Source organism: Janthinobacterium sp. BJB446 (genome assembly GCF_002735655.1).
Taxonomy (GTDB): domain Bacteria; phylum Pseudomonadota; class Gammaproteobacteria; order Burkholderiales; family Burkholderiaceae_D; genus Janthinobacterium; species Janthinobacterium lividum.
In genome coordinates this window covers 157,590-176,031 of record NZ_PDZK01000001.1, presented here as the reverse complement: position 1 = coordinate 176,031, position 18,442 = coordinate 157,590, and the positions used below count along the sequence as shown (strand labels likewise).

At 62.0% G+C, this 18,442-nt stretch carries 15 protein-coding genes; 7 read left to right on the top strand and 8 right to left on the bottom strand.

The features are described from left to right. Positions 1-39 precede the first annotated feature (39 nt). Complete coding sequence (locus tag CSQ92_RS00825) at positions 40-2,886, bottom strand: M16 family metallopeptidase (protein WP_099392975.1); 2,847 nt, start codon at positions 2,884-2,886, stop codon at positions 40-42. Between the two features lie 294 nt (positions 2,887-3,180). Between CSQ92_RS00825 and CSQ92_RS00820 the strand changes: the two genes are divergently transcribed. The 3 genes from CSQ92_RS00820 to CSQ92_RS00810 all read left to right on the top strand — a co-directional run bounded on the left by CSQ92_RS00820 (position 3,181) and on the right by CSQ92_RS00810 (position 5,741). Continuing rightward, positions 3,181-3,465: a hypothetical protein gene (locus CSQ92_RS00820; RefSeq protein ID WP_099392974.1), complete on the top strand. Its 285-nt coding sequence runs from the start codon at positions 3,181-3,183 to the stop codon at positions 3,463-3,465. 82 nt (positions 3,466-3,547) lie between these two features. Continuing rightward, positions 3,548-5,095, top strand: a complete 1,548-nt coding sequence (locus CSQ92_RS00815) for a TerC family protein (protein ID WP_034786355.1) — start codon at positions 3,548-3,550, stop codon at positions 5,093-5,095. Positions 5,096-5,162: 67 nt separating this feature from the next. Beyond that, the gene (locus CSQ92_RS00810) at positions 5,163-5,741 is read left to right on the top strand and encodes a DUF3617 domain-containing protein (protein ID WP_034786358.1); all 579 of its coding nucleotides are present in this window, start codon (positions 5,163-5,165) and stop codon (positions 5,739-5,741) included. Here CSQ92_RS00810 and CSQ92_RS00805 read toward each other — a convergent pair. Then, positions 5,729-6,802 (bottom strand): porin, encoded by a 1,074-nt coding sequence (locus tag CSQ92_RS00805; protein ID WP_257219091.1) that lies wholly within the window; start codon positions 6,800-6,802, stop codon positions 5,729-5,731. The two genes, CSQ92_RS00810 and CSQ92_RS00805, sit on opposite strands and share 13 nt — an antisense overlap. Positions 6,803-7,155: 353 nt before the next feature. Between CSQ92_RS00805 and CSQ92_RS00800 the strand changes: the two genes are divergently transcribed. Next, a complete protein-coding gene (locus CSQ92_RS00800) occupies positions 7,156-9,267 on the top strand; it encodes a site-specific recombinase (protein ID WP_099394537.1) in 2,112 nt (703 codons plus the stop codon). A gap of 11 nt (positions 9,268-9,278) precedes the next feature. Then, complete coding sequence (gene cls / locus CSQ92_RS00795) at positions 9,279-10,655, top strand: cardiolipin synthase (RefSeq protein ID WP_370385374.1); 1,377 nt, start codon at positions 9,279-9,281, stop codon at positions 10,653-10,655. A 120-nt stretch (positions 10,656-10,775) separates the two neighbouring features. On the opposite strand, the gene CSQ92_RS00790 is transcribed toward cls, so the two are convergent. Genes CSQ92_RS00790 through CSQ92_RS00780 form a run of 3 tightly spaced genes read right to left on the bottom strand, consistent with a single transcriptional unit; the run spans position 10,776 to position 13,282 of the window. Further along, entirely contained in the window at positions 10,776-11,594 is an 819-nt protein-coding gene (locus tag CSQ92_RS00790) for a metallophosphoesterase family protein (protein ID WP_034786361.1), read from the bottom strand. Positions 11,595-11,603: 9 nt separating this feature from the next. Beyond that, positions 11,604-12,512 (bottom strand): diacylglycerol/lipid kinase family protein, encoded by a 909-nt coding sequence (locus CSQ92_RS00785; protein ID WP_099388511.1) that lies wholly within the window; start codon positions 12,510-12,512, stop codon positions 11,604-11,606. 11 nt (positions 12,513-12,523) lie between these two features. Further along, the gene (locus CSQ92_RS00780; protein WP_257219090.1) at positions 12,524-13,282 is read right to left on the bottom strand and encodes a phosphatase PAP2 family protein; all 759 of its coding nucleotides are present in this window, start codon (positions 13,280-13,282) and stop codon (positions 12,524-12,526) included. Between the two features lie 142 nt (positions 13,283-13,424). Here CSQ92_RS00780 and CSQ92_RS00775 point away from each other — a divergent pair, with 142 nt between their 5' ends. Beyond that, positions 13,425-13,649, top strand: a complete 225-nt coding sequence (locus CSQ92_RS00775) for a hypothetical protein (RefSeq protein WP_010396348.1) — start codon at positions 13,425-13,427, stop codon at positions 13,647-13,649. A gap of 106 nt (positions 13,650-13,755) precedes the next feature. On the opposite strand, the gene CSQ92_RS00770 is transcribed toward CSQ92_RS00775, so the two are convergent. From CSQ92_RS00770 to CSQ92_RS00760, 3 genes are all read right to left on the bottom strand, one after another. Continuing rightward, on the bottom strand, positions 13,756-14,916 hold the full coding sequence (locus CSQ92_RS00770; RefSeq protein WP_099392972.1) for an AI-2E family transporter: 1,161 nt from the start codon (positions 14,914-14,916) through the stop codon (positions 13,756-13,758). 89 nt (positions 14,917-15,005) lie between these two features. Next, complete coding sequence (locus tag CSQ92_RS00765) at positions 15,006-16,205, bottom strand: DUF1501 domain-containing protein (RefSeq protein WP_099392971.1); 1,200 nt, start codon at positions 16,203-16,205, stop codon at positions 15,006-15,008. Positions 16,206-16,225: 20 nt separating this feature from the next. Further along, entirely contained in the window at positions 16,226-17,770 is a 1,545-nt protein-coding gene (locus CSQ92_RS00760) for a DUF1800 domain-containing protein (RefSeq protein WP_099392970.1), read from the bottom strand. A 258-nt stretch (positions 17,771-18,028) separates the two neighbouring features. Here CSQ92_RS00760 and CSQ92_RS00755 point away from each other — a divergent pair, with 258 nt between their 5' ends. After that, a complete protein-coding gene (locus tag CSQ92_RS00755) occupies positions 18,029-18,406 on the top strand; it encodes a c-type cytochrome (RefSeq protein ID WP_099392969.1) in 378 nt (125 codons plus the stop codon). The last annotated feature ends 36 nt before the right edge of the window (positions 18,407-18,442 follow it).

Genomic DNA, 18,442 nt, shown 5'->3' with positions numbered 1-18,442 from the left:
GCAAATAACTTGCCAGCGGGCTTTTTTATTTAAAACAGCTTACTTCGACGTCGTTGCCTTGGCGCCGCTTTCACCCTCTTTCGCCACCTTGGCAAAGTCGCCCGCCGTCACGATCGACACGGCCGATGGCTTCAGGTACTCGCGCAGGCCCTGGTTCACTTGCGCCAGGGTCAAGGCGGCCACTTTCGCTTCCAGGTCCTTGTCGTAAGCCATGGTACGCTCTTCGGCAAGGTAGCCGGCCAGTTCGCGCGCCAGGCCGCTGTCCTGCGTGCGGCCCACTTCCTGCGATTGCAGCCAGCCTTTCTTCGCTTCGGCCAATTCCTCTTGCGTGAAGCCGTCGGCCAGCGCCTTGGCGATTTCCTCGCGCAGGGCCGCTTCCACCTTGACCGTGTTTTGCGGCGCGCTGATGGCATACGCCATCCAGTAGCCGGCCGGTTCGCGCGACGGGATGCTCACTTGCGAACCGACGCCGTACGACAGGCCTTCCTTCTGGCGGATGCGGTCGGCCAGACGGCTGCGCAAGGCGCCGCCACCGAGCATGTGATTGGCGATCAGCAAGGCGGGATAGTTAGCGGCGTCATCCTTCAGGGGAATCGGCTGGATGGCGAACAGCACGCTGTTCGCCTTGTCCGGCGTTTCCAGGGTGACTTTTTCGCCGCTGACAGGCTTGACGGCATCAAGTATGCGCGCATACGGCTGCTGCGCCTTCCAGCTGCCGTACAGGCTGGCCACTTGCGCCTTCAGCACGGCCGGGTCGAAGTCGCCCACGGCAGCGAAAGTCGCGTTCGCCGCGCCATAATAGGCGCCATGGAAGGCTTTCACATCGGCCACCTTGATGGCTTTCCATTGCACCAGTTCGGCCGGCAAGGTGGCCACGTGGCGCACATGGCTTTCCGGCGTGGCGTCGAGCAGGCGGCGGAAGGCGTTCACGGCCAGCGGCTGCGGCTCAGGCAACTCCTGCTCCGCGCGGCCGACGCGCTCGCGCTGCAATTCCAGGAATTCCGTCTCGTTCAAGGCCGGCTTTTGCAGCACTTGCGCCAGCAGGTCCATGGCGGCCGGCAAGTTCTCGCGCTTGCCCGTCAGCATGGCGGTGACGCCCTCGGCGCCGCCCGTGATGGCGACCTGCATGCCCAGCTGGTCGAACTTGTCCTTCACTTCCTGGCGCGACAGTTTATCCGTGCCGCGCGACAGCAGATTGGCCGTGTAGACGCCCACTTTCGCCTTGCCGCGCAAGCTCTCTTCGCTGCCGATCTGCAATTTCAACACGGCGCTGACCGTGCTGCCCTTGGTTTTCTTCGGCAGCAAGGCGCCCTTCAAGCCATTCGGCAAGGTGAAACGCTGGGTGCGCGCTTCGATATTGTCGGGGCTCGGATCGAACGCTTCGCCCTGCGCCACCACGGCGCGGCCCGTGTAGCCGGCCAGTTGCGGCGCCACGTCTGCATAGGCCGGCACGACGGTGCGGTCCGGCGCATCGGTAGGAATGAAGCGGCCCAGGGTGCGGTTCGAGCTCTTCAGGTATTTCTCGGCCGCCGCCTGCACCTGCGCCGTCGTCAGCTTGTCGAGCTGGTCGCGCTGCAGGAAAAACAGACGCCAGTCGCCGGCCGCCAGGGACTCCGTCAGGGCGATCGTCATGCGCGCCGTGTTTGAGGTGATCAGTTCCACCTGCTTGTTCAGCTGCTGTTTCACGCGCGCCACTTCCGCATCCGTGACCGGCTGCGACTTCAAGTCTTCCAGCACTTTCAGCATGGCCGTCTGCGCCGCATCGAGGTTGCCATCGAGCGGCACCAGCGCGCCGAACAGGTTGTAGCCCGGCTCCAGGTTGCTCACGGAGTTGTATTCGATCTTGCTGGCCAGCTTGGTTTCCACCAGCGCCTTGTGCAGGCGGCCGGCCGGCGCGTCCGTCAGCACGTGACCGAGCACCTCGATGGCGACGGCGTCCGGGTTGCCGGACGGCGCCACGTGGTAGCCGGCGCCGACGAACTGCGTGCCGCCGCTGCGGCGCACCGTCACGGCGCGCTCGCCATCCTGCACGGGTTCGGCCGTGTAGGTCGGTTCGATCACGCGCGTGGGTTTCGGGATCTTGCCGAACAGATCATTGATCTGTTTCAAGACCTTGGCTTCATCGAAGCGGCCCGCCACCATCAGCACGGCATTATCGGGCTGATAATATTTATGGTAAAACGCGCGCAGGCGGGGAATGTTCACCTGCTCGATGTCGGAACGGGCGCCGATGGTCGACTTGCCATAGTTGTGCCAGTCGTAGGCGATGGCCTGGATGCGCTCGCTCGTCACGCCGATCGGGTCGCTCTCGCCCATCTCGAACTCGTTGCGCACGACGGTCATTTCGCCCTTCTGCGTCTTCGGGTTCCACAGGTCATTCTGGTCGATGGCCGCGTTGACCATGCGGTCCGCTTCCATGGCCAGCATCTGGCGCAGGTTGTCGTCGTTGGCGGGGAAGGTGGCGTAGTAATTGGTGCGGTCGTACCACGTGGTGCCGTTGAAATCAGCGCCCGTCGAGTTCAGTATCTCGACAGGGGTCTTGGTGCCCTTCTTGATGCCGAAGTTGGCGCTGGGCTTGAACAGCAAGTGCTCGAGCAAGTGGGCCATGCCCGTTTCGCCATAGTTTTCATGGCGCGAACCGACCAGGTAGACGATGTTGGTGGTCAGGGTCGGCTTGCTGGCGTCCGGGAACAGCAGCACGCGCAAGCCATTGGCCAGGCGGTATTCGGTGATGCCTTCGACGGACGTGACTTTGACGGCGGCGGCACGGTTGGGCGCAGCCTTGCCGGCTTTCTGGGTCGGCGCCGCTTCCACGGGGGTGGCGGCAAGGATGAACGATGGCGAGAGGATGCCGGCGGCAAGCAGGAGGGCGGTAATGGGTTTCAAGGCAGAGTCCTGGTAACACTACGTTATAGACGTGCGCAAGCAAACGGCGCAGGCGCAATGTGATACGAACGCAAGAATAGTCACGGGGCCCGCGCTGCGTCTTCGCCGCCACGTGAAATTATTGCTATTTCATAATTTACGGCATACGTATCACTATTGCAAGCCTCTGTCATCAAGCTGCCATACAGGCGTGTTATACTCGACCGTTCCAGAACTATCTGCCTGTATATGAGACGAGCTCTCGTCCTGCTCTGCCTTTTTGTTTTCATCGCGTTACCCCAGGCGTTTGCCAGCATGGCTTACGCCAGCCCTTCCCCATTCCAGCATGCAATCGCGGCCGGCGCTGGCGCCACGCCCGCCTTCAGCATCGATTATGCCGATGCCAGCCTCCATGCTGGCCTGCCTGGCGACAGCTGCGATAGCTGCAGTAGCGAAGAATGCGACAACGACCCCATCACGCTGTATCCGAGCTCGCGCCAGGCCGTGCCGTTTTACGCCATCATTTGGCAAGCGGGACCGGGCGCACTTGCCGAAGCGGACGTGCGGCTGGCCACCAGGCCGCCGCGCGTCCGCCCCTGAAGACATGCATGCAGCACCCACGCGCCCGGGGCTTTAGCCGCCAGGCACGCTTTACACTGATCGACTTTACAAGGTTACACACATGGAATGGTTATTTGACCCGACAATCTGGGTCGGCCTGCTGACGCTGGTCGTACTGGAAATCGTACTGGGTATCGACAACCTGATTTTCATCGCCATCCTGGCCGAGAAACTGCCGCCGCACCAGCGCGACAAGGCTAGAGTGCTGGGCCTGACCCTGGCCCTCGTCATGCGCCTGGGCCTGCTTTCCCTGATTTCCTGGCTGGTCACCCTGACCACGCCATTGTTTTCCATATGGACATTCTCGTTTTCAGGGCGTGACCTGATCCTGCTCCTCGGCGGCCTGTTCCTGCTGTTCAAGGCAACCAGCGAGCTGCACGAGCGCCTCGAAGGCATCACGCACGCCCAGACGGGCCCGAAGGTCTATGCCGGCTTCGGCCTGGTGGTGGCGCAGATCGTCGTGCTCGACGCCGTCTTTTCGCTCGATGCCGTCATCACGGCCGTCGGCATGGTGGAAAACCTGTACGTGATGATGGCCGCCGTCGTCATTTCCATCGTCGTCATGATGCTGGCATCGAAGGTGCTGACGCGCTTCGTCAACGCCCACCCCACCGTCGTCGTACTGTGCCTGAGCTTCCTGCTGATGATCGGCCTCTCCCTGGTGGCCGAGGGCTTGGGCTTCCACATTCCGAAAGGATATCTGTACGCCGCTATCGGTTTCTCGATCGTCATCGAATTCTTCAATCAATTGGCGCGCCGCAACTTCCTCAAGCTGCAGTCGAACGCCCCCCTGCGCGACCGCACGGCGCAAGCCGTGCTGAGCCTGCTGGGCGGACGCAAGGGCCGCGAAGCCGTGGAAGAGCACGAAGTCAAGGAAATGCCCGATGTCTCCGCCTTCGGCGTGGAAGAGCGCAACATGGTCAGCGGCGTGCTGACCCTGGCCGAACGCTCGATCCGCTCCGTCATGACGCCGCGCGGCGACGTGTCGTGGGTCAACCTGAACGACAGCAGCGAAAAGATGCTGCAACTGCTGCGCGACACGCCGCACAGCATGATTCCTGTCTGCAATGATGACCTCGACAATGTGGTCGGCATCGCGCGCAGCAAGGACCTCATCGAGGATCTGGTCTCGCGCGGCAAGATCGACCCGGACAGCATGCGCGAAGCCGTCGTCGTGCCGGAAGCGGCCGGCGTGCTGAAAGCCATGGAAACGTTAAAGCGCTCGCGCGGCCAGCTGGTGCTGGTGGTCGACGAGTTCGGCACCGTGCAAGGCGTGCTGACGCCGATCGACATCCTGGAAGCCATCGCCGGCGAATTCCCCGACGAGGACGAGCAGCCCGACGTGGAAGTGCTGGGCCCCGGCCACTGGCGCATCGACGGCGCGACGGACCTGCATTATCTGGAGCAAGTGTTCGAAACGGAAACCCTGGTCAGCGAAGACGGCGAATACAACTCGCTCGCCGGCTTCCTGCTGGCGCATTTCGAAAACATGCCGGCCGTGGGCGAAGTACTGGAGCTCGATGACTTGCGCTATGAAATCATCGAAGCCGACGAGCGCCGCATCGCCTGCGTGGACGTGCGCCGCATCGAGCCCGATCACAGTTTGTAACACAATGGCAAGCGTGCCCCGCTTGCCATGCCGTATGCTGGGGTCTGCCCATACCGGAGACCCCACGATGAAAAAATCCCTGCTACGCCTGACCCTGCTGGCTTGCGCCGCCCTCGGCGCCCACGCCAATGCCATGGCCGCCTCGCAGTCCGCCACCATCAAGCCGGGCCTGTGGCAAGTCGACAGCAAGATGGCGTCGCCGGACGCCGCCACCGACAACGCCATGTCCATGGTGCTGCAGCAACTGGGCAACCTTCCTCCCGATCAACGCAAACAGCTGGAAAGCATGGCGGCCAGCCGCGGCATGGCCATGCCCACCGTGGGCGCCGATGGCGCCGTGCGCGTGACGGCATGCGTGACGCCGGACATGGCGGCGCGCAAGCAGATTCCCACAGGCCAGCCCGGTGACTGCAAATCGAAAAACACGGATATCGCGGGCGGCATGAATGTCTCGTTCACTTGCGCCAATCCGAAATCGAGCGGCGAAGGCAAGGTACTGTTTACGGGCGACCAGGCGTTCAGCATGCAACTGGCGGTGACCACCAGCGCGCGCGGCACGCCGGAACAGGTGAATGTGACGAGCAACGGCAAATGGCTGGGCGCAAGCTGCCCTGCCCCATCGGCGACCGCGGCTCAGAAACCGTGACGGAAGCCGAGATTAAACGCCGCATCGCCATGCCCCGAATCGCTGGCATTGCCCACCGTGTAGCGGGCGCCGTTCTTGTTGTGGATCTTCGCGTAGGACGCATAGAAATCGCTGCGCTTTGACAGCGAGTACGTGAGGCCGACGGCCATCTGGCTGGCGTCGCGGTTGGCCAGGTCGCGGTCATCCTTGCGCACCCAGGACGCCAGCAGTTTGAAACCGCCCACGGGCACGGACACGCCCAGCAAGGTGTCGCGGCTGTCCGAGGACGACATCGACAGGGCCAGCGCGCTGTAGGCATTGTTCGGGTCCCATGGCGAGCTGCCATAGCCCTTGTTGATGCCCACGGCGGCAAAGGCGGTGGCCACTTTCAGGTCGATATTCGCCGCGATCAGGGTGTTGCGGGCAGACATGTCGATGGCGGGCAAGGTGCCGGAAGCGAGGATGAGGTTATTCTTGCGCTGGTGCGACACGCTGACATTCACGGCGCCGGCCGAATAGCCGAGGGTGGCGCCATACGCGCGGTTGTTGGCGTTGCTGTACGGCGACTCGCCAAAGCTGTAGATGGCGCTGGCAGTCACGCCGCGCAAGGCGGGCGTCACGTATTTGACGGTATTGTCGTAGCGTTTCACGCTGTAGCCGGCCAGGTTGCTGGCGCTGCCGGCCATGCCGCCCTTGAACGGGTCGGCCACATCGGTCAGGGTCAGGTATTGCAGGTTGTACTGGCGCCCCAGGGTCAGCGCGCCCAGGCGGCTGTCGATGCCCACGTAGGCCTGGCGGCCGAACAGGCGGCCCTCTTCCGACTGGCCCGTGTCGTTCTGGATGCCCGCTTCCAGGGTAAACACGGCCGTGACATCATTACCCAGCGCCTCGCGGCCCTGCACGCCCAGACGCGAACCGGACGCGACGCCGCCGGACACCTTGGCGCCGGCGCAATTGGCGGCACAGCCCCGCTCGGCCACCATACCCGCGTCGAGCACGCCGTACACGGCAACGTTACTGGATGCGGCACTGCCTGCGCCATCGGCAGCCTGGGCCGTCGCGCCCAGCGCGAAAGGCCCCATCCCTATCACAGCAAGCGCAAAATACGAGGTCTTCATGATAAATATCTCGGTAACGTGAATTGAAACTTCCCGGTATTGATCAGGACATGCGCTGTGTGTCTGATCTCAGTGTTACCTTATCCCCGCTTTTTGTCCAGCGTCCGTGCGTTGTACAACAGAAACTTCAGCTTAGCCCAGGAAAAGAGTCGCACACTGACAACACGCAAGATTGACCATGATTCAGCTAATTTGCGGCAAAATGGCGTTAAATGCAGGCCCTGCCGTAAAGCAATGTTCGGTGGCGAACGTTGCGCGATTTGACGCAGGCGGTACACTACTGGTTTTACCGACAGCGGCTCGCCCGTTTTTTCTGCATGCTAGCTATCCTCGAACGCATTGACCCCAACTCCAGCAATATCGACTTGCTGGTGGAATTATTCAACTCACTGCGTCCCAAGCGCTCCCACGACAGCGCTACCGCGATTGCCAACGTGCGCACCCTGCGCCAGCTTCTCAAAGGTAACCCCGCGCAAGCGCGCGCCCTGCACGAATACGTGCTGCGCGTGCTGGCCGCGCGCCGCCACGCCAGCCTGTACACCGACATCGGCGTGCTGTCGAACAGCGGTTTCTTCACGGAATTGAAACGCCGCATCGCCTACCGCATGCTGCCGCCCGCCCTCGGCGACGAATATCTGAACGACGCGCTCGATCAGGTGCTGTACCTGAAAACCGATTATTTGTGGATCAGCAACGTGCCCGCCACGGACTGGCTGGAACTGTTCGACGTACTGACCAGCGACGAGATCGAACTGGCCGTAGGCGATGGCAATATCATGCTGCCAGGCATGCTCGACGCCATCCGCACCCTGTCCTACCGGGTCTGCGCCATGGGCCTGGAGCCGGAACTGACGCGTTTCCACAGCGAAATCGAAGTGTTCCAGTCGCCATTCATGGTGCAGAACACGGAAGTGAACGCCTACCTGGACGCCTACACGAATCTGCTGCACGGCGACATCGAGCACATCGAAGACGCGCGCCATTTGCTGGTGATGCTGGACCAGTGCGACGCCGTCATCGCCAAGATCCGCAAGAAGGCGCTGTATCAGGGCACCAGCATTCCCCTCACCTATCTGCTGGTGGCCTTGGCGCAAAGCATCGAGCGCCTGCGCAAGCTGCTGTTCCTCGTCGACACGAGCGGCGAGCTGCCTGCCTCCAACAACGTGGACATCGCCGCCATCACGGTCGACGCCACGCAAGACTTGCTGTACCCGCAGCCCGTCAGCCGCCGCCGCGCGGGCGCCGTCGGATTGGCGCTGGAACTGATACGCGCGCACAACCACAAGTACAAGGTCAGCGACCTGTTTTCCGACAATATCAACTTGCTGGCGCGCAATGTGACGGAAAACGCCAGCCGCACGGGCGAGCACTACATCGCGGAAAACCGCCGCGAAATGGGCGCCATGTTCCTCTCGTCCGCGGGCGCGGGCGTGATCATCGGCTTCATGGCCCTGTTCAAGATATTGATGTCCTACCTGCGCTCGGCGCCGCTGGTCGAAGCGTTCATGTTCAGCATGAATTATTCGATCGGCTTCATGTTCATCCACTTGCTGCATTTCACGGTGGCCACGAAGCAGCCGGCCATGACGGCGTCGCGCATCGCCGCCGGCCTGCACAGCAAGGATGGCAGGAATATCGACCTCGACAGCATGGCGGAACTGATCAACAAGGTCTTCCGCACGCAAAACATGGCCGTGCTGGGCAACCTGGCGACCGCCATTCCCACGGCCTGGCTGATCGCGCTCGGCTACAAGGCGATTACGGGACACAACCTGGTGACGCCCGAGAAGGCCATGCATTTGCTGCACGATATCGACCCCATCGGCAGCCCCGCCATCTTCTACGCCATGATCGCCGGCGTATGCCTGTTCGTGGCCGGCCTGATTTCCGGCTACTATGACAACCAGGCCCTGTACACGCGCTGGGCGCAGCGCATCGCGCAATTGCGCGGCCTGGGCCGCGTGATCGGCCAGGAACGCCTGCAACGGCTGGGTTTGTACCTGGAAAATAACCTGGGCGGGCTGATGGGTAACTTCTATTTCGGTATCCTGCTCGGCTCCATCGGCACCCTGGGCTTTTTGATCGGCTTGCCTATCGACATCCGCCACATCACCTTCTCGGCCGCCAACTTCGCCACGGCCCTGGTGGGCCTGGACCACAACATGAGCTGGCAACTGGCCGTCAAGTCGCTGTCGGGCATCTTCGCCATCGGCACGGCCAACCTGCTGGTCAGCTTCGGCCTGGCCCTGTGGGTGGCCCTGCGTTCGCGCCAGGTACGCTTCAAGCACGGCATGCAATTGTTGAAGATACTGGGCAAGCGCTTCCTCCGGTCGCCCATCGTCTTCTTCTTCGGTTCAAAAAACCCGCCACCTTTGGCACTGGCCGATGAGTCGGCAAACCTGTCACCCACCACCAAGGCTCAAAAATGACCGCTCGGCGCATGCAACCCTGCCTCACCGCCCTACTGCTGTGCTGGACCCTGGCTGCATGCGCCTCGCTGCCCAATGTCAAGAACCTCAACACCACCCTGGAGCCGGTGGCCAAGCCCAAGGTGATCACGGGCAAGGGCGCCGTGCTGAACGTCAACAGCCGCGCCGCCCTGCTCAACAAGCGCTGGGCCAAGTCCGGCATGGACTTGAAAACCCAGGCGGCGCTGGAAGAGGCGGCCACGGGCGTGCCTTTGATCAAGGGCAACAAGGTGACCCTGCTGTTTGACGGCCCGCAAACCATGGCCGCCATGTTCCAGGCCATCAGCGAAGCGAAAAACAGCATCAACCTGGAAACATATATCTTCGACCAGGATCCGCTGGGCCTCAAATTTGCCGACATGCTGATCGAAAAGCAGCAATCGGGCGTGACGGTCAACGTCATCTACGACAGCGTGGGCACCCTCGGCGTGCCGCAAGCGTTCTTTGACCGCATGCGCGCGGCCGGCGTGCACCTGGTGGCCTTCAACCCCGTCAATCCCGCCAAGCTCAAGGGCGACGACTGGAAGATCAACAACCGCGACCACCGCAAGGTGCTGATCGTCGACGGCAAGATGGCATTTACGGGCGGCATCAATATCAGCGATACCTATGCGAAAAGCTCGCTGTTCCGCTCGAAATCGAAACCCACCGACAAGAAGGACGTGGGCTGGCGCGATACCCATGTGAAAGTGGAAGGCCCGGCCGTGGCCGCCTTCCAGTGGCTGTTCATCCGCACCTGGGCCCAGCAAGACCAGGCCGACTTGCCGGACGCTAATTATTTCCCGACCTTGTCGGAAGTGGGCGACAAGCTGGTGCGCGTGGTGGCCAGCGAGCCGGAGGGCGGCTTCGAGATCTACAAGGCGTATATCCTGGCCATCCAGGAAGCCAAGAAATCCATCCACATCACGTCCGCCTATTTCGTGCCCGACCAGCAGACGGTCGACGCCCTGATCGCGGCCGCGAAACGGGGCGTGGACGTCACCGTCGTGCTACCGGGCGTGTCCGACAGCGGCCTCGTATTCCATGCAGGACACGCCCTGTACGACCAGCTGCTGGCCGGCGGCATCCGCATCTTCCACTTGAAACTGGCCGTGCTGCACGCCAAGACGGCCGTCATCGACGGCGCCTGGTCGACAGTGGGCTCGACCAACATCGACATGCGCAGCTTCCTGCATAACAGCGAACTGAACGTGATTGTGCTGGGCGACAGCTTCGGCAGGGAGATGGAAAACGCCTTCCAGGAAGACTTGCGCGACTCGGAAGAAATCACCAGGGCGAAATGGGAAACGCGGCCGATTGCCGACCGCATGAAGGAGTGGGCGGCCCGCTTCATGAACTACTGGCTCTAAGAGAGTCGCCGCCAAACAGGCGTAGGTCGGATTAGCGCAGCGTAATCCGACATCACCACAGCTATTACCAAAGCCAACAATAGCGTCGGATTACGCGGGGCCTTGCCCCGCTCATCCGACCTACAGCGGCCGCAAGCTGGCCCACACCCCGCCCTGGCGCTCGAACGCTTCTGTGCTGACCTTTTCAAAGTCGGCGCTGTCCTCATTCCAGCTGTAGCGCTCGACGCGAATACAACTATTTTCCACGCGCAGCACGTTGAAGGAGTTCGACTCGCCCCGGCCCCGCGTGGACGTGGCCGTGCCCGCCTGCACCATCAGGGCAGCGTAGCCGGCGATCTTGTAGCGCTCGGCCGTGTTGCCCGCCACGCTGGCGTGCAAGTGCCCGGCCAGCAGCAGATCCACGCCGCATTCGGAAAACATTTGCAGCGCCTGCGGGGCGCGGTCCACCAGGTCATCCTCGTCGAAGTGCTCGGGCAAGTCAAATGGATGGTGCGTGACGATGATGCGCGTCAAACCGGGCGGCAAACTGCCCAGGCGTTCACGCAGGAAATCGATCTGCTCGTGGCTGATGCGGCCATCCTTGAACGTCATGGAGCGGGCCGTATTGATGCCCAGCACGGCGATTTCCTCATCCACATATTCGGGCGACAAATCGTCCGTGACATGGCGCCGGTACTTCACCAGCGGCGTCAGGAAGCGGGAAACGACGTTGTAGAGTGGCACGTCATGATTGCCCGGCACGACGATCTGCGGCCCCGGCAAGCTGTCGAGAAAATGCCGTGCTTCCTGGAACTGGGCGCTGCGGGCGCGCTGCGTGAGGTCGCCCGAGACCACCACCACGTCCGGTTCCAGGCGCTCGACCAGCGCGCGCAGGGGCGCCAGCAGGTCAGCATCGACCCTGCCAAAATGCAAGTCGGACAAATGCACGATGGTACGCATGGCGTTCTCCTAGCTGGCTGCGGGTACGGGCGCCGGCACGATCACATCGAGCGCGGCCGTGCGGATGCGGTAATGCAGCGGCGTATTCATGACGGTCACTTCGCCATCGGTGGCCACGCGCAGGCGGCGGTGTTGCGTGGCAATCTCCAGGTCGGTGGCCGTCAACACGTCAAAATCCTTGGCCTGCGATAACTTGCCAAACAGCGCGTGCAAGGCCAGCTTCAGCAAACCCAGGCGGCCCGGACGCTGCGCCACGTACAAGCTCAGCTGGCCGCCATCGAGCCGCTCGCGCTCGCCGATATTCAAGCCTTCCATCAGGTATTCATTATTGCCGATGAAGACGAAAGGCGTGCGCCGCGCATGCACGGCGTCGTTGAGTTTCAATTGCACGCTGAGGAATGGGTAGCGGCGCAGCGCGGCCACCAGCGCCCAGCTGAAGGCCAGCCACTTGCCCCGTCCCAGCCGGCGCTGCTGCTTTTCGCGGTCGCGCACGATATCGGGATACAGGCCCAGGCTGGAATTGTTCAGGAAGATGCGGCCATTGACTTCGCCCACGTCGACCTGGTGCCGCACGCCCTGCGCTACATTGGCAATGGCCGCATCGAGGTCGAGCGGGATATTCAAATCCTTGGCGAAATGGTTCAGCGTGCCCAGCGGCAAGACACCAAACGGCGTGCCGCTGCCGACAACGACGGATGCGACGGCATTGATGGTGCCGTCGCCGCCACCGGCCACGACGATGGGCGCGCCATCGCGCAGGGCTTGCTCAGCCGTGGCGATCATGTCGGCGCCGCCTTGCGCCAGGGTGATGGCGGCGTCGAGTCCCACGGCGGCAAAAGCCGCTTCGAGCTGCTGCGCCCAGTCGGGCGCATAGCCGCAACCGGCGCCCGCATTGATGATGACTGCAATCTTGCTCAGGATCGTACCCCTTATTTGGTTTGCCGGATATGCCGGCGGCGGCGCAGGGTCGACACGCCGGCGATGCAGATGGCCAGCCAGCCATAGCTTTCGGCCATGGCCGCCAGCACATCGCTCAGGTAATGCGCGCCCAGGTAAATGCGGCTGAAGCCCACGAGTGACGCCATCAGGAAAGCTCCCAGCGCGATGGCGATGCGCTTGCCCCACGCGCCCGGCGCCGTCTGGCAAATCAGGTAGGCGGCCAGCAAGCCGTACAGGGCTGTCGAGGTGGCCGTATGGCCACTGGGAAAGCTGTACGTGCTCAGGGCCGTCTGCAAGATGGGCTCGTCAAAGCTGGGCCGCGCGCGGACAAAAATGTACTTTAGCAGCAGGTTCAAAAACATGACGCCCGGCATGGTGATGACCAGGGTAAACAGCCAGTAATCGGCGCCCTTGCGGTGCAGATACCAGCCCAGCAAGACGGCCAGGGTGATGGCGCCGACCACGCCATGCATGTGCGTGACGACCAGCAGGCAGCTGGTGATCCACGGCACGGCATGCTGGTTGAACCAGTGCGCCACCTGCAAGTCGATCACCGTGATCCGGGCCATGCCCATGACGGCTTCGGCGATTTCGTGAAACACCACGATGGCTACCAGCATCAGCGCCACGCCCACCGTCATATGCAGGCCCAGCTCGCCTTCCGGCGACAGGCGCGCCTCGACGAAGCGGCGCAGTTTCGTGGTAAAGCCCGTGGTCATGCCCATGTCATTTTTCTCTTGCAAACTCATCTCTCTTTCATGTTCCTGGTGCTGATCAAAAAAACCACACCAGCAAAAAAAATACTGTTTATTCATACAGTAGCTGTGTATTCATACAGTACTTATGCTATTCTGATGACTCGTTCAACACATCTCCCTCAAAGGAATTGTCATGGCAACATTGAATAGCGGTTTTGGCTCACGGTTCGGCCTGGAATACGCCCCAAGCTCTTTCCTCGTCCGCATGGGCAAGCGCGAAATCCTCGTCTGCCGCGACTTCCGCAAGCGCTACTACACCGTCAATCCCTTGATCGAGTGCGGTACGGGCATCGAGCCGGGTTATGTTGAAGTGCTGCTGATGCGCCGTTGGCTCCTCATTTTATCCAAGGCACATTAAGAATGACTTTAAAACAAGGTGTTCGCACCCTGTTATCAAGTCAGCTCCGTCCGGCCACGCCGGGAACGCCTCAGTACCGGCCAGCGGCACGCTGACCGACCCCTCACTACTGTGTGCGTTCCGGCGCGGCCGGGCTGGCAGGTGTTTCAGCAACTGTGCCGGCAAGTGCGTCGGCACCTGCATCGGCAGCTGTGCTGGAAGGCATGGTCGCCGGCGGTACGCGGTCAGTCGCATTCGCTTCGTACCACAAGGTAACAAACAGCACCATCACGACGGGGCCGATGAACAGGCCCACGAGGCCCAGGGTTTCCACCCCGCCCAGAATGCCGAACAGCACGGCCAGGAAGGGCAAGCGGGTAGCGTTGCCGATCATGCCGGGGCGCACGAAGTGGTCGGCGACAAACAGCACCACGGTGCCCCACGCGGCCACGCCGATGGCGGCGCCCACATTGCCCTGGAAGACCAGCAAGGCGGCCGCGCACAGGTAAGCGAGCGGCGCGCCGAACGGGATGATGGCCAGGATGCCCGTGGCAAAGGCCCACAGGGCGGGCGACGGCAAGCCGGCAATCGCATAGGCGATGCCGATCAGCACGCCTTCGGCCAGGCCCACCAGTACCAGGCCGTTGACGGTGGCGCGGATGGCCGTGGGGATCTTTTGCGCATACCGGCCCCACCGTTCGGGGCGCAGGAAATGGCTGCCGACGGCCGTGATCTGGCGCGTCAGCGCTTCGCCATCCTTGTAAAAGAAAAACAGGCATAAAAACGCCAGGCCGAAGTCGACCAGGCGATGGAACACGTCCGCCCCCAGCACCTTGAGCATGTCGCGCGCGGAATGAAAGCCGCCCACGGCGCTGCCCGCAAAGAAGTGGCCCAGGCCGTGCGGCTGGCTCAGGGTGGCCAGCCACCAGTCGCCGATGGCGCCGCCGGCCAGCGGAATATGCGCCACCCAGTGCGGCACGGGCAAGCCGTCGGCATTCGCATGGACGATAAAATTGGCCAGCACGGGCACTTCGCGCGCCGCCTGCGCCACGCCGAACAGCACGGGAATGATGAAGATGCAGGCGAACGCCAGGGTCAGCGCGGCCGCCGCGATGATGGGGCGCTGCCCCAGCGCCGCGCGCACGCGCAGGTACAAGGGCCAGGTGGCCACGCACAGGATGCCGGCCCACACGAGCGGTAAAAAGAAACGCTGCATGACGAAGGCCGTCACGGCGATCAGGGCCAGGGAAAAGCCTGCGCTGACAATATCGCGCTGGGTATCGTTCATGCCACTCCATTCGTGCCCGGCGCCACAAGCCGCCGGTTTTCGCTACGCGCCAGTTGCGCAGGCGTAGCGTAACACGGAGATTCACCGATTTACACGAGGCCCAGCTCCGCCGGTTTCACGCCGGCAAACACGTGGTCGAGCTGCGCCGAGGTCAAGCCGAACGTGCGGCGCAGCAAGCCGCCCAGCACGGCCCGGTATTCGTTCAGCACGGGCATGTCGCGGTTCTGGAACAGGTTTTCCTGCGCAATCGCCACTTGCTCGCCCGCCACCTGCTTGCCTTTGATGCCGCCGCCCAGCACCCAGAACACGCTGCCGTGGCCATGGTCCGTGCCGCGGTTGCCGTTTTCGCGGAAGGTGCGGCCAAATTCGCTGACCACCACCACGACGGTATGGCGCCAGGCGCCGCCCATTTCCTGCGAAAACGCTGACAGCCCCCGTCCCAGCTCGTCAAAACGTCCCGCCAGGTAGCCGCTGGCGCCGCCCTGCCCCACGTGCGTATCCCAGCCGCCCACATCGACGAAGCCGATGTTGTATTTATCCTTCATCAAACGGGCGATGCGCTGCGCTTCCAGTTCAAAGCCCTTGGTACTGATGGCGTTGCGGTTGGCCGCCTGCATCTCTCCCGTCAACTCCTTCGTCACGTCGTCGCGCACGACAAAGCCCGCGCTGACGGGTTGCTGCAGGGGCGTGCCCCGATACATGGCGGCGATGATCTGGCTTTGACGCGCATCAATGCCCGACTTGCCCACGGAACGCAGCGCCATGTTCGGCACTTGCACGCCGCCCTGGAAGATCAGCGGCAGCTGGTCCGTGAAGGCGATGGCGGGATTGAGCGGATTGGCCTTGCTGCCATTCAAGGTCTGTACCAGGCGGTTCAGGAAACCCGAACGGAAGTCGCGGCGCGTGTTGATCTCTTGCCCCAGCTCGATCGTATCCTGCGTTTCAAAATGGCTGCGCGTCAAATCCGTCGTGCCCGCAAACGGGATGAAGGCCGCCTCGCCGCCCGTGAACATGGGATAGATGGTCTCGCGCAAGGCTGGATGCAAGGCCCAGTCAGCGTTCAAGGCCAACGCGCCGTTTTCCTCACCCGGTTTCGCAATGGCGATATTCGGCCGCGCCGCATAGTAAAAATCGCTGCCGACCGGCACCAGCAAGTTGTTCGCATCATAGCCGCCGCGCAAAAAGACGAACAGCAGCTTCGCATCCGTGGCCGGTGCGGCCAGCAGACTGCCCGCATGAGTCAGCAAGGGCGCGGCGGCCACGGCTTTTAACAAGTCACGACGATTCATGGCAATCCTCCGGTTTCAACTTAGCGGTGCATCATTTCGGGTGACGAGAGCAGGAAGGTATTCCACTCCTGCGGCGAGGCGGCCTGCTCCAGTGCCAGGCGCGTGGCCGGACTCAAGGCTGGCTGCAGCGACTGGTAATACAGGGCGCTGGCCAGTTGCGGGAAGGCCACTTTTTCCTGCGGCTGCGGGCCATCCGTCTTGAACAGGCCGGCGCTGCCCGAGCCGATGGTGCGGGCGATATCGAAACGCGTCGTCATCTGGCCGGGACTGGCCCAGGAGGCGTCCGCCAGCGGATAGCCGTCCGGCGTCTGGCGTCCGTACAGGGGCTGGCCCATGCGCGAGAGCCAGCTCAGCATGGGCCCCGCGTTCAGGATGGGCTTGTCGTCATAGCTGAGGCGCACGGCCGACACCACATAATGCATGGGGTCCTTGAATTTCTTGCCCAGCGACTGCTTGAACTCCGGGCTGCTGAACATGGTTTGCAACACGTCGGCGATCATGCCATCGCTCTGCTGGAAGGTAGCGGCCATGCGCGCCACCAGCGGCGCGGGCGGATTGTCGCCGACGAAATACTGGGCCAGCTTGCCGCTGATGAAATGCGCGGTGGCCGGACTGCGGCTGAGGCGGTCCAGCGCTTCATCGAGCTCGGCCAATCCCCTGCCCTTCACCGTTTGCCCCAGGAATTGCTTATCGCCGTAATCGTGGCGGTTTGGATTGAATTCAAACAAGCCCCGGCGCACGTATTGCGATTGCAGCGCCGGTTTCACCTTCGGCGTGCCCGCGCCCAAATTCACGCCCACGCCCGTCAGGATGCGCGCCAGTTCCTGCACATCCGCCTGGCTGTAGCCGCCGTTGACGCCCAGAGTGTGCAGCTCCATCAGCTCGCGCGCATAATTTTCATTGATGCGCTTGGCGGCGTTGGCTTCATTGTCCAGGTAGCGCAGCATGGCTGGATGGTGGACGGTGGCGCCCAGCAAGTCGCGAAATTTCCCCAGCGCGTGCGGCGCGATGGCGTTCGCCTCATAATCACCGACCATGGCGCGCAAGTTGTGCTTGCCCTGGTGCACGCTGAAATGGTTGAGCCAAAACCAGCTCAGCTGCTGCTGCAACTGGTTCGGCGAATACACGTCCAGCAACAGTGAGCGCGTGGCCGCTTCGCGCGCCAGGCGGTTCAATTCCTGCTGGTATTCCTTTTGCGCCTGCTGCTTCGCCATGTCATCCATGACGCCGGCCGACTCCTTGCGCTTTTGCTCGATAGAAAACACCAACTGATCGAGCGGCACCTGGCTGATGGTCATGGCGTCGATTTGCGCGGCGATGGCCGGCGGCAAGGCCGCTTTTCCTGGATGCAACTGCGCCTGCAAGTAGGCATTCCAGCCTTGCGCCTGCACCTGGCGCACGCTGCCCCCGTTCACGCCCCAGCTGACCCGTTCCAGCATGGCGATGTCCTGCGCGGAACTGGTTTGCGCGCGATGACCGGGCTGGACGGCAGGTCCGGTTGCGGCGCAGCCGGCCAGCAAGAGCAGGGAAATCAAGGTCGTCGGCAACAGTCGGTTCGGAGTCATGGCAGTCCTTCAAGCGGTTTCATGCAGAATGCCTGAGGGTACGCCCAGGTTGACCTGCGCATGATTGCCATTTGCAACGAGTTGTAATCCAGCGCGATAGTTTTCAGGCCAACCTTTCGCCGGCAAGAGTGCCGCGCGTACCATTACGAATGAATAATCTCGGATAAAATATTATCGGGAGAATGGCGTATTGCAATGGCAGCTGCGTATTTTCTCTCGAACCGGACATTATCCATACAAAAGTCATATTAAAAATAGATGAAAATATTATTTATCGCTGCATTCGGAATGTTATCGCTGATTCAAACACCATCCTCCTTCGCGGAAAATCTCAACGGGAAAACGCTGTATGTACAGAGATGCGCCGTGTGCCATGGAGCAGAGATCAAGGGAACCGGGCCATTGGCGAATAAAAGCAATCCTCCCACGCCGGACCTGACAACCGCCTCTTTCAAAAAACGCCTGAAAGATTATCCGGGCGTGATTGTATCGTCGGTCATCCTCCGTCCGAATGGCGATTTGATTCCAAAGACCTTGAAAGAGAATGGCGTCAAGATCGCGCCATATGCCTGGCGGGTGAAGGATTTTCGCGATTTGAATCAATACATGAGTGACGTGATTCTAAAAAATCGATGAAATCGGGCTGAGCGGCGGGAACATCGCAATAAGCAA